The organism is Actinomadura soli (assembly GCF_005889715.1).
Classification (GTDB): Bacteria; Actinomycetota; Actinomycetes; order Streptosporangiales; family Streptosporangiaceae; genus Spirillospora; species Spirillospora soli.
In genome coordinates this window covers 1-11,785 of sequence record NZ_VCKW01000256.1, presented here as the reverse complement: position 1 = coordinate 11,785, position 11,785 = coordinate 1, and the positions used below count along the sequence as shown (strand labels likewise).

Genomic DNA, 11,785 nt, shown 5'->3' with positions numbered 1-11,785 from the left:
ACCTCGCCCAACGCCCTCGGCACCCCCACACCCCCATTCACCGAGAGGGTCACGTCAATGGTCCATTGGCTGCAACATGAGACGGGCGGCCTGCTGACGCTGTGCGCCGTGTCCATCGCGGTCCTGCTGTTCCTGATCATCAAGGTCAAGCTGGAACCGTTCATCGCGCTCCTCGTCTCCGGCCTCGCCCTCGCGCTGGTCGCCGGGCTGAGCGTCGAGGAGATCGTCGGTACCGCGCTCAGCTCCAAGGAGTCCGTGCTGGAGAAGGGCTTCGGCGGGCTCCTCGGGCACATCGCGCCGATCGTCGGGCTCGGCACCATCCTCGGCGCGATCCTGGAGCGGTCCGGAGGCGCCGACGTCCTCACCCGGCGGCTGCTGAGCGTCGCCGGCGAGCGCGGCGCGCCGCTCGCGATGGGCCTCGCCGGGCTCATCTTCGGCATCCCCGTCTTCTTCGACGTCGGTATCTTCGTCCTCGCGCCGCTCGTCTACATCACCGCCAGGCGGGGCGGGCGCTCCCTCGTCCTGTACGCGATGCCGCTGCTAGCCGGGCTGTCGATGACGCACGCGTTCCTGCCGCCGCACCCCGGCGCGGTGGCCGTCGCCGGGCTCCTCGAAGTCCCGCTCGGCTGGCTCATCATCTTCGGCCTGATCTGCGGCATCCCCGCGTTCCTCGTCGCGGGTGTCGCGTGGGGCGCCTGGATCGGCAAGCGCATCTTCATCGAGGTGCCGGACGAGTACGTCGTCGCGGAGAAGGACAAGGCCGAGCAGGAAGGGAAGGAGCCGGAGCCGTCGCTCGCCCTCGTCGCGCTGATCATCGCGGTGCCGCTGGTGCTGATCCTGCTCGCCACGTTCAGCACCGTGTGGTGGGAGGACAGCCCCGCGCTGCCCACGCTGACGTTCATCGGCAACCCCGTCGTCGCGCTCACCCTCGCCGTGCTGCTCGCGATGTACCTGCTGGGCATCCGGCGCGGCATCTCGACCGCCGAGCTGTCCGACCTCGCCGCCAAGTCGCTCCGCCCGATCGGCATGATCCTGCTGGTCATCGGCGGTGGCGCGTTCTTCGGCGCGGTCGTGTCGGCGACCGGGGTCGGTAAGGCCCTCGCCACCACCATGTCGGACGCGGGCCTGCCGGTGATCGTGCTCGCCTACCTGATCGCCTGCGGGCTCCGGGTCGCGCAGGGCTCGGCGACCGTCGCGATCGTCACCACCGGCGGCATCGTCGCGCCGCTGGTGAAGGCCGAGGACTACTCGGACCCGCACATCGCGCTGATCGCCATCGCGATCTCGGCGGGCTCGATCATCGCCTCGCACGTCAACGACGGCGGGTTCTGGATCATCTCCCGCTACTTCAACATGTCCGTGCGCGACACCATCAAGACGTGGACGGTGCTGGAGACGATCCTGTCGATCGTCGGCTTCGCGATGGCCGCCGTCCTGAGCACTTTCATCTGACCGGTGCCGACCGGCGGGGCCGTGCGCGGCGGCTCCGCCGGTCACGGTGTCACGCCGTCGGCCGGGGATTGGCCTAGCGGTCGAGGATGGACCTAGCGGTCGAGGAGCGATCTGAAGTGCGCCAGGATCGGCGTGCACAGCTTCGGGAGCGAGGCGTGCTGGCCCATCGCGACCATCCCGGTCACCAGGGACGCCACCCCGCCGATGAGCATCTCGCACGCGAACTCGGGGTCCGGCAGCCTGCGGAACCGCTCGTCCTCCACCAGCAGCCCGACGACGATCTCGATGAAACCGCGCTGGACCGTGTACCGCAGCGCCGTCGCGGCCGGGCCCGCCGCGTAGATCTCCAGCAGGAACATGCGCGCCGCGCCGCCGTCCGCCGACAGTTCCCGCAGGTAGGCGTACAACGCCTGTTCGAGCCGGCACATCACCGGTTCGCCGGTGGCCGCGAGCGCCTCGGAGACGACGCCCTCGATGCGGTCGGCGGCGGCCTGGTAGGCGGCGAGGAAGCACGCCTGCTTGTCGGCGAAGTGCTCGTAGAACGTCTCGCGGGACACGTGCGCCCGCTTCAGCACGTCGGCGACGGTGGTCCGGGCGTAGCCCTTCTCCCCGACCGCCTGGGTCATGCCCTGCAGCATGCGTTCCCGCTGGGAGGCCGAGACCTGCGCGCGGGTGAGGTGATGACGCCCGCGCGGCAGCGAGGTGAAGCCGTCGGAGTCCACATGGACAAGCTATCAACGGGTTCGGGCCGATTGAGGTAACCCGTTTACGACGAATACTACGAACATTGCTGTTCGCCGAGATGTTACGGTTTCCAGTGCATCTCGGGGGCGGACGTCCCCGCCCTTGGAGCGGGCGGGACGGCCGAGCGATCACGGCCCGGCGCAGCCGGCGTGTGGTGAGCGGTCCGTCCAGGCAGTGCGCCACGGGGGCCGATCTGTACTGGACGAAGCGCATCCATTCGCGGCGCTGACCCCGTCGCCGGGCCCGATTGCAGGAAGTGAAAACCGCGCGGCCCCGCGGTTTCACCGTCCTGCGTGAGGGTGTGGTCGTCTAGGGAAGCAGGCCCGCGCGGCGTGCGGTGGTCACCGCCTCCAGGCGGGTGTGGCTGTCCAGCTTGCGCATCGCGGAGCGCAGGTAGCTCTTCACCGTCTCGGGGAGCAGGCCCAAACGGTCGGCGGCTTCCGCGTTGGTACAGCCGATCGCGACGTATGCCAGGACGTCCAGCTCGCGCGGTGACAGGACGGGCCGCGGGGAGCCGGTCGGCTCGTTCAGCCCGGCGGCGGCCAGGCGGAGCGACGCCTCGCGGAGCCGGTCGCGCGTCGGGACGTCCTCGACCCGCTCGGCCAGGGCGCGCAGTTCCGCGTGGACGGCCCGGACCTCCTCCCAGCGGGCCGCCGATTCCGGGACGGCCGGTCGTGCGCGGGCGAGCGCCTCGTCCGCCCGGTCCTGGACGGCGATGTCCTGTTCGAGATCGCGGGCGGTCTGGACGGCGGCGCCGACGACGCGGTCGGCGAGCGACAGCGGTTCGCGCAGCGCGCCGTACAGGACGCCGCGAACCCGCCGCCGCACGACGATCGGCACCGCGAGGATCGACAGCAGCCCCTCACGCCCGACGGGCTTGTCGTAGTCGTGGCTGATCGACGCCGAGCACGGATAGTTGCTGACCCACAGCGGGCGTCCCATGGCCATCGCCTTGCCGCCGAGCCCGTTGCCGTGGCGGACGACGAGCCCGTTCAGCGAGTCGGTCGTGTTGCCGACGAGTTCGGTGATGCGGAGCCGGTCATGCCCGCCGCTTGAGGCGCCCCCGGACACGGCGCCGCCGAACACCACGGGAAGGCCGGTCGTCCGGTGCAGGGTGAGCACCGCCGACCGGACGGCGCCCGCGTCGTCACGCGTCCCCCTCGGAGTGGTGGGAACACCGGGAGTCGCTGGAGTTCTGGCGGCTCTGGGAGGGGGGTTCCCCAGTTCGCCCGGCGTTCGTTCCTCCGAGATCGGCGCACCCATGCCCCGAGCATGCCCGGTGAGACGGCGTCTCGAAAGCCCTTCACGCAGAAAGTAAAAGCGGGACGTCCTAGGCGTCGCCGAGGGCCAGGATGTCAACGGCCTCCGCGCGCATCTGCACCTTGCGGATCTTCCCGGTGACCGTCATCGGGAACTCGTCCACGACGTGCACGTAACGCGGGATCTTGAAGTGGGCGAGCCTGCCCTCGCAGAACGTGCGCAGCGCCTCGGCCGTGAGGCCCGGGACGCCTTCGCGCAGCCGCACCCAGGCCATCAGCTCCTCGCCGTACTTCTCGTCCGGGACGCCGATGACCTGCGCGTCCACGATGTCGGGGTGGGTGTAGAGGAACTCCTCGATCTCGCGCGGGTAGATGTTCTCGCCGCCGCGGATCACCATGTCCTTGATCCGGCCGGTGATGCTGACGTAGCCGTCGTCGTCCATCACGGCCAGGTCGCCGGTGTGCATCCAGCGGGCGGCGTCGATCGCCTCGGCCGTCTTGTCGGGCTCGTCCCAGTAGCCGAGCATCACCGAGTAGCCGCGCGTGCAGAACTCGCCGGGCGTGCCGCGCGGGACGGTGACACCCGTCTCCGGGTCGATGACCTTGATCTCCAGATGCGGCTGGACGCGTCCGACCGTGGAGACGCGGCGGTCGAGCGAGTCGCCCGCGCGGGTCTGCGTCGAGACCGGGGACGTCTCCGTCATGCCGTAGCAGATCGCGACCTCGCTCATCCCGAGCCGCTCGATGACCTGCTTCATCACCTCGACCGGGCACGGCGACCCGGCCATGATCCCGGTGCGCAGACTCGACAGGTCGAGGTCGTCCAGCGACGGCTCGTTCAGGACGGCGATGAACATCGTCGGCACCCCGTACAGCGACGTGCACCGTTCGGCGGCGACGGCGTCCAGCGTCGCCTTCGGGTCGAACGCGGGCGCCGGGATCACGACGCACGCCCCGTGGCTGGTCGCCGCGAGGTTGCCCATCACCATTCCAAAGCAGTGATAAAAGGGCACCGGAACACACACGCGATCTTCTTCGTCGTACGCGCACAGTTCGCCGACGAAGAATCCGTTGTTCAGGATGTTGTGGTGCGAAAGCGTCGCGCCCTTGGGGAAGCCCGTCGTCCCGGACGTGTACTGGATGTTGATCGGGTCGTCGGCGGTGAGCGTCCGGCCGATCTCGGTGAGGACGGCAGGGTCGTCGGCGCGGCCCGCCGCCATCAGCGCGTCCCACTCCGGCGTGCCGATGAGCACGACGTCCCGCAGCGCGGCGCACTTCGGCCCGACCCCGTCGATCATCGCCGCGTAGTCGGACGTCTTGAACGCGGGCGCCGACACCAGCGTCCTGATCCCGGCCTGGTTGAGGACGAACTCCAGCTCGTGCACCCGGTAGGCCGGGTTGATATTGACGAGGATCGCGCCGAGCTTGGCCGTCGCGTACTGGACGAGCACCCATTCCGCGCAGTTCGGCGACCAGATCCCGACCCGGTCGCCCTTCACGACACCGAGGTCGCGCAGGCCGAGCGCGACGGCGTCCACGTCGTCGGCGAGCTGCTCGTACGTCCAGCGGCGGCCGGACGCCCGCTCCACCAGCGCGTCGCGATCGGCGAAGGCCGCGACCGTCCTGGCGAGGTTCGCGCCGATCGTGTCGCCGAGCAGCGGCGTGCTGGACACGCCCGACGCGTACGAGGACGTCATCGCAGGTCCTCCTCGCGGAACTCGCCCTCGGGCCGGTCCTCCACTCCCGGATGCTTGTCGATCTCGCTCGTCCGCAGCTCGACGCGGCGGATCTTGCCGGAGATCGTCTTCGGCAGCGTGCCGAACTCCAGCAACCGGATCCGCTTGTACGGCGACAGCTGCGCCCGGCTGTGCTCGAAGATCGCCTTCGCCGTGGCCGCGTCCGGCTCCCATCCGGCGGCGAGCGTCACGTACGCCTTCGGCACGGCCGCCCTGACCGGGTCGGGCGACGGCACCACGGCCGCCTCCGCGACCGCCTCGTGCTCGATCAGCACGCTCTCCAGCTCGAACGGCGAGATCTTGTAGTCGGACGCCTTGAACACGTCGTCGGAACGTCCGACATAGGTGATGTATCCGTCCTCGTCCCGGGAGCCGATGTCGCCGGTGTGGTAGTAACCGCCCGCCATCGCCTCATCGGTGCGCGCGTCGTCGCCGTGGTACCCGGTCATCAGCCCGAGCGGACGATCCTCCAGGTCGAGGCAGATCTCGCCCTCGTCGCCCGGCTCCCCGGTGACCGGATCGATCAGCGTGACCTGGTAGCCCGGTACCGGACGCCCCATCGAGCCCGGCTTGACCGTCTGCCCCGGAGTGTTGGCGATCTGCACGGTGGTCTCGGTCTGCCCGAACCCATCGCGGATCGTCCGGCCCCAGGCGTCCTTGACACGCTCGATCACCTCGGGATTGAGCGGCTCACCAGCGGCGACGACCTCGCGCGGCGGGTTCGCGAGCCGTCCCAGATCAGACTGGATCAGCATCCGCCACACGGTCGGCGGCGCGCAGAAGCTCGTGACGCCGCAGCGCTCCAGGGTGTCGAGCAGCCGGTCGGCGTCGAACCGCGTGTAGTTGAAGATGAAGACGCACGCCTCCGCGTCCCACGGCGCGAACACATTGCTCCACGCGTGCTTCGCCCAGCCCGGCGACGAGATGTTCAGATGGACGTCCCCCGGCCGCAGCCCGATCCAGTACATGGTCGACAAATGCCCGGCCGGATAGGACGCGTGCGTGTGCTCGACCAGCTTCGGCTTAGCCGTCGTCCCGGACGTGAAGTACAGCAACAAGGTGTCGCGCGACATCGTGAGCCCGTACGGCGTGAACGACTCCGCGTCCTCATAGGCGTCGGCGAACCGGATCCACCCGTCCACCGGCTCACCCACGGCGATCTTCGTGAACTCGCCCTGCACACCGTCGAACTTCCCGGCGTCCGCCGAACCGACCACCACATGCCGGGCCTTGCCCCGAATAAGCCGGTCCTGGAGATCGGCCGTCCCCAGCAGCGGCGTGGACGGAATCAGCACCGCGCCCAGCTTCATCGCGGCCAGCACGGTCTCCCACAGCTCGACCTGGTTGCCGAGCATCAGGATGATCCGGTCCCCGCGCCGCACGCCCGACCGCCGCAGCAGGTTCGCGACCTGGTTCGACCGCCGCGACATCTGCGAGAACGAGTACCGCGCCTCGGACCCGTCCTCCTCCACGATCCACAGCGCGGGCGAGTCGTTGCTCTCGGCGATCTTGTCGAACCAGTCCAGCGCCCAGTTGAACCCGGTCAGGACGGGCCACCGGAACTTCTCGTACGCGGTCGCGTAGTCATCGCGATGCGCGAGCAGGAAGTCGCGCGCCGCGCGGAACTCGACTGCGGGCATGGTCTCTCCTAGTAGCCGCACGGACACCCGTCAAAAGGATCGTTCGCCATCCCGGGTGACCCACACCACCCCCGAACGGGGGTAGCCGAGGGACTCCTACCCCTTGGCGACGAACGTCGATCGTCCAGCCGAGGGGGTAAAGACAGTTGAGGATGGGTGGGGCATCCGCGGAACGCCCGTCGAGGCGGTCACTGCCGCCTCGACCGGTGTGCGGCCCATTGGCGGGTGAGAGCGGCGTGCAGGACGACCCATTCGGCGGGGTCGCGTTCTGCGTGTCGCCGCCAGCGTTCGGCGAAAACCGCCGAGAAGAGGTCGACGTCGGCTGGGTCGGCCGCCGCCCAGGAGGGGAACCGCGCCGCCCAGTCCGCGGCTTGGGCCGGGGTATGGCCCGCCTTGAGCAGCCAGGGCAGCAAGAGACCAAGCTCGACCCAGGCCGCACCGCGGGCTGCGAACGCCCAGTCGACCAGGACGGCGCATCCGTCGGGGGTGATGAGGAGGTTCTCGGCATTGACGTCGGTGTGCAGCAGCGTCGTCCCGGCCATGGGGGAGACGTCCTCGGCGACCGTGGCCCAGCGGCGTTCGACGCGCATCTGGACGACCGGAGGACATGGGACGGATTGCAGTGCGTGAACCGTCTCGGCCAGGACCTTCAGGTCAGGCGATCCGGGTGTGAAGTCGGCGTGCCTACCGTCCACGCATTCGAAGCCCAGCACGAGCCACCCTCCGGTCTCCACCGTCCAGTGGAGCCGGGGGGCGAACTCGGTGACATGTGGGTTGATGGCGGCCTCGTTGCGCAGCGACCACACTTCGGCGCCGTCCTCCTCGTCCAGTTTCCGCGCGGCCTTGATGAAGACCCGGCCGGACGAGGTGTGCAGGGTTCCGGCGACGTCGGCGTGGTTACCGGCGGGCGCCGGCTCCGCGCGGACTATGTCACCGGTGTGCGCCTGGACGGCCTCCCGGACCTGGACGGGCAGGCCGGTCCACGTGTCGCGCATCGGGTCGCCTCTCCATCGGTCAGACGCAAGGCTGGGGCGGGCAGCAACTCTCGCCGGTACCCCAGAATTCCATGTCGACCCGGTAGCCGGTGGCGTGCAGCGCCGGGATGGTGCGTGCCATCGCGGCGCCGGAGCTGATGTCCTCGATCATGATCGGGACGTGGTGCAGGAACCTCCCGGCGACGCGGTCGCAGAACTCGGCGTACTCGACGGTGTGCTCGATGAAGGCGTGCCATCCCGGGTCCACCGAGATGTCGGGCACGACGCGGATATCGGCGTTGTCGGCGACGGTCTTGAGGAAGACCAGGGTCTGCTCGAACACGCGCTCGGCGTACGGCCGGGTGACGCGGTGGCGGGTGACGAAGAAGTCGACGATCTTGTCGAACGCCTCCGGCGTGACCAGATCTCGCGGATCCCTGGCGGTCTCGGCCGCCCGGTCGGTGGTGATCGTCATCGTGACCTCCGTGGCGCTCCTCGTGATCGTGCCTGTGGCTCGGGTGCGCCGAATGGGCCGGGCCGCAGGGGGACGCGGTCACGTGGGCGACTCCTGAAGGTGTCGCGTCGCCATGACCGGCGTCGCTAACGAGAGTAGGAAGAAATGAGAGCGATGAGAAGAAAGTTTCCTGGTATTTCTCGAACCTTCGAAGGATGAGTCGACCTCTCGAAATCAGTCGCCATCTTCCGGGAACTCGGCCGCGAGGGCGTCAATGGCTCGGTTGATGATCGCCCGCGCACTCCGCCCGTAGCCGGCAACTCCGGCCAGGCTGTCGAAAATGCTGCTGTACAGGGACAACTCTTGCGGTTGGGCGAGGTTCAGCTCGGCCGAGAAGGTCTCGACCATGACGCGGTCGGCGTCCAGAATCCAGAAGCCGTGAGCGGGCGCGACCACGTACGCCGTCTCGAAACCGATAACGCCGAGCTTCACGTTCGGAAGGGTGGACAGCGAAACGAGGCGGTCAAGCTGCCCGAGCATGACTTCGGGCGGGCAGAGCCGATAGCGCAATGCCGCCTCGGTCAGGACGAGGTGGAAGCGCTTGTCCGGCTGGTACAGGATGTCCTGCCGCCGGACGCGAGCGGCCACCGCTTCGTCAATGTCGTTCCTTATCGTGAATACGGCGTTGCTCTGCGCGAAGCGGTAGCGAGCGTACTCGGCGGTCTGGAGCAGGCCGGGGATGAAGGTGGACTCGAACGCCCGGAAATGTCGCGTCCTGGCGTCGAGATCGGAGATCTCCAGCTGATGGGGCTTCAAGCCCACTCGGAGCTGACGTTGCCATTCGGCGTGCTGGACTTCGAGTGTGCGGAGGGAAGCGAGGAGTGCTTCCGTCTCGTTCTCGCTGCTGGTCGCCCTCGTCCAGCCGTGGATGTCGTCGTCGGTGGGAGTCTGCTTGCCATTCTCCAATTTGCTGACCTTGGACGGCGGCCATGACAACGACTCCGCGAGCCGCCGACCGCTGAGCCCGGCGGCCGTGCGTAGCTCGCGGAGTCGCCTGCCGAGCGCGGCACGCGCCTCGTGAACGCTAGTGATGCTCGTCGTTCGCTTCGGTGGCAAAGTCGTCCCGTCGTATGGCGCGGTGCCATGCCGCATCACGCCAGTGGTTGTGCTGCACGATCACGGCCGGGTCTTCGATGTGTTCGCCACCCAGAAAATTCTCCTCGTCGTCGAAATGCAGGCGCACGAGCTTGGACGAGTCGAACAACCAGTAGTCGTAGTCCGGCAGGCCAGAGGCGTCCATACGCCTCAAATACCTGATGTCCTCCCCGGCCGCGTTCGTGTACCCCGCGCAGAAGACGCCGAAGCGGCTGTAGGCGGTGAGGGGCAGGCTCACGACCCGAACCCGTGAGAACCGCCGCCCCGCCGCGGTGGCCTCCTGGATCATGCTCAGCCAGTTCTGGAACCAGCCCATGTCCACTGCCTCGCCTGCCGTGAACTGGCGCAACGCCTCGGCCTCGTTCGCGGACTTGTAGACGTCGCGCGTCTCCAACCTGAAGGCGGTGTGTTCGAAGGTGCGGAAGAGCCGGCTGAACTCGGGGCCGGGTTCGATCACCCGGCTCAGTGCGGACCCTCCTCGCTCAGGTACCGGAGCGCGTACATCTTGAGCACGTCCTCCGGGATTTCGATCAGAGTCTCGTGGTCGGGCACGTCACCGATATCCAAGAGCGCCTGGGGGTCGGTGACCTTCCAGCCCTGAGCGATGTACGTCACGCGGTCGGTGCGGTCGGTGGCGTACAGCGTGGGCGACTGTCCCTCCTGGGAATCCGGGTCCTTGCCGAGGAACACGGCGCGCATGGCGACCTCCTTGCGAGAAACTCAGCGAACCGTTCTCAGCAAGGGTCACCGGTGGCAGTGGAAGGGTCAAGCCTTCCGACCAACGACGAATGCGCGGCGCGCCCTGAGGGCCGCCGCGCATTGCGAGCGAAGGAGGGATGGCCCGAAGGGCCTTCGCATGGTCCTAGAGGTTCAGTTTGTCGGCCTTGATCTGGCGGACGAGGTGGCGGAGGGTGTCGCGGCCGACCGTCAGGTGGCCGTTGTGGGGGTTCTTGCTGTCGCGGACGCCGATCTTGCCGTCCAGCGAGGCCAGCTCAACGCAGTCCCCGGCCGTATCACCCATGCCTGATCTGCTGCTCTTGCGCCACTCGATGTTCATTGAGCCGCTCCAACCTCTGCTCTATCAGCTCTCGTGAGCCCTGTTCGGTTAGGGCCTTTGCCCCGATTCGGTCGTACCGCAGCGCCAGTTCCCTGACCTCCGGGGCGTCGTGGACCAGTCGGCCCCCTAGCTGGGCCCACATGTAGCCTACGTTTGCCCCGGTTGATGTAGTGATCAGCTCGAAGTTCCCTTCTCCGCCGATGTGCCAGGTTCTGGCCGGGATGATCCTCACACTAGTTCGTTCGGTGAGGTCCAGAAGCACCTGGAGTTGCTCCCGCTTGGCTTCGGAAGGGATCGGCGGGTCCAGGGCCTCCTCGTCGATCAGGGCCCAGAGGTCGAGCTTCGGGAGTTGGTCCAGGAGGAGGCTCGACCGGGCCATCCGTCCTTTGACAGCGGCTTCGATGTCTCGGACACCTCGCCGGGCGGTGAGCAGATGCCGTGCGTATGTCTCCGTCTGGAACGGGACCGGGATGTACTTCGAGATGTAGGACTTGATGATCAGGGCGCCGGTCTCGAAGTCGATGAGCTGCTTCCACCACTCCTGGTCGCGGCCGAGGGTGACGGCGTACTTGCGGAGAACTCGGAACAAAGTGCCCCAAGCCTCGTCAAGCTGCTCGGCCTGGACGGAAGTCATGTTCAGGCGTCCGGCCTCCGTGTTTGCTACTCGCTGCTTGTCGGCCTGAATGATCTCGGCGACCTGGGACTGTGAGAGCCCGCGTCGAAGACGCTCCATCCGCAGGTAGACGGAAATCAGATTCCAGAACGAGTCCTCTGGACGAAGCTCGTTGGCGGCGCTCATGTGGCACTCCCCGGGGGTAGTAAAAATGCCCGTACAACTAGCGCGCTTTCTCTCCCTGCGAGCATTCTATCCCTCGGAGCGCGAAGCGGAGGGTGATTCCAGGCAAGTGTTCCCTTCCTCCGCTATCGAAAGCCCGGAGAGTGGTGGATGGAGCTGAATATGGGGAACGGACTAATTGGGCCGATATTGTCCGATTTTCTCCTGGCTCCGTCGCGCCACGCGATGGTCGCCGAGAATTAGAGGAGTGGGCCCCGGGAGGTGTCACCAGCACTTGTCCCGGGGCCCTGGGCCCGACTGGAAAGGAGTCGGACTTATGGGAGATGTTACGGGCAAGCCGCTGGAGGAGTTGGCGGTGCAGCTCAGGCAGCGGGGATACCGCGCGACGGTGCACGGGGAAAGGCTGGCCGCGTCGCTGGGCGCAGGTGACGAGCGGGTGATCGTGTGCGACGGCCGGCGGTTCCGGTGGGGTGGCGAGCGTGGGCACGTGCTCGGGGCGGCTGTCTCTTATACATATC

The 11,785-nt window shown here is 67.8% G+C and carries 13 protein-coding genes; 2 read left to right on the top strand and 11 right to left on the bottom strand.

Annotated elements, in window-relative coordinates:
* Positions 1-1,452: GntP family permease (locus ETD83_RS33680; protein ID WP_329603013.1), on the top strand; the 1,452-nt coding region annotated here is incomplete at its 5' end.
* A gap of 92 nt (positions 1,453-1,544) precedes the next feature.
* Here the strand turns inward: ETD83_RS33680 and ETD83_RS33675 are convergent.
* From ETD83_RS33675 to ETD83_RS33625, 11 genes are all read right to left on the bottom strand, one after another.
* Positions 1,545-2,174, bottom strand: a complete 630-nt coding sequence (locus ETD83_RS33675; RefSeq protein ID WP_138649250.1) for a TetR/AcrR family transcriptional regulator — start codon at positions 2,172-2,174, stop codon at positions 1,545-1,547.
* Between the two features lie 331 nt (positions 2,175-2,505).
* On the bottom strand, positions 2,506-3,459 hold the full coding sequence (locus ETD83_RS33670; protein WP_138649249.1) for a helix-turn-helix transcriptional regulator: 954 nt from the start codon (positions 3,457-3,459) through the stop codon (positions 2,506-2,508).
* Positions 3,460-3,526: 67 nt separating this feature from the next.
* Positions 3,527-5,152, bottom strand: coding sequence for an AMP-binding protein (locus ETD83_RS33665; protein ID WP_138649248.1), 1,626 nt, complete (start codon positions 5,150-5,152; stop codon positions 3,527-3,529).
* Positions 5,149-6,831: an AMP-binding protein gene (locus ETD83_RS33660; RefSeq protein ID WP_138649247.1), complete on the bottom strand. Its 1,683-nt coding sequence runs from the start codon at positions 6,829-6,831 to the stop codon at positions 5,149-5,151. The genes ETD83_RS33665 and ETD83_RS33660 overlap by 4 nt, the downstream gene beginning before the upstream one ends.
* A gap of 188 nt (positions 6,832-7,019) precedes the next feature.
* Positions 7,020-7,826, bottom strand: coding sequence for a phosphotransferase (locus ETD83_RS33655; RefSeq protein ID WP_138649246.1), 807 nt, complete (start codon positions 7,824-7,826; stop codon positions 7,020-7,022).
* 19 nt (positions 7,827-7,845) lie between these two features.
* Positions 7,846-8,280: a glycine-rich domain-containing protein gene (locus tag ETD83_RS33650; protein ID WP_138649245.1), complete on the bottom strand. Its 435-nt coding sequence runs from the start codon at positions 8,278-8,280 to the stop codon at positions 7,846-7,848.
* A 213-nt stretch (positions 8,281-8,493) separates the two neighbouring features.
* Positions 8,494-9,411, bottom strand: a complete 918-nt coding sequence (locus ETD83_RS33645; protein ID WP_138649244.1) for a helix-turn-helix domain-containing protein — start codon at positions 9,409-9,411, stop codon at positions 8,494-8,496.
* Entirely contained in the window at positions 9,344-9,871 is a 528-nt protein-coding gene (locus ETD83_RS33640; RefSeq protein ID WP_171064591.1) for a DUF6879 family protein, read from the bottom strand. The genes ETD83_RS33645 and ETD83_RS33640 overlap by 68 nt, the downstream gene beginning before the upstream one ends.
* Positions 9,872-9,876: 5 nt before the next feature.
* On the bottom strand, positions 9,877-10,113 hold the full coding sequence (locus ETD83_RS33635) for a hypothetical protein (RefSeq protein ID WP_138649242.1): 237 nt from the start codon (positions 10,111-10,113) through the stop codon (positions 9,877-9,879).
* A 163-nt stretch (positions 10,114-10,276) separates the two neighbouring features.
* Complete coding sequence (locus tag ETD83_RS33630; RefSeq protein ID WP_329603012.1) at positions 10,277-10,435, bottom strand: DUF397 domain-containing protein; 159 nt, start codon at positions 10,433-10,435, stop codon at positions 10,277-10,279.
* Positions 10,428-11,270, bottom strand: a complete 843-nt coding sequence (locus ETD83_RS33625; RefSeq protein ID WP_138649240.1) for a DUF5753 domain-containing protein — start codon at positions 11,268-11,270, stop codon at positions 10,428-10,430. Before ETD83_RS33625 ends, ETD83_RS33630 begins: the two co-directional genes overlap by 8 nt.
* 313 nt (positions 11,271-11,583) lie before the next feature.
* On the opposite strand from ETD83_RS33625, the gene ETD83_RS33620 reads away from it, so the two are divergent.
* The coding region (locus ETD83_RS33620; RefSeq protein WP_138649239.1) for a hypothetical protein at positions 11,584-11,785 on the top strand (202 nt) is incomplete at its 3' end.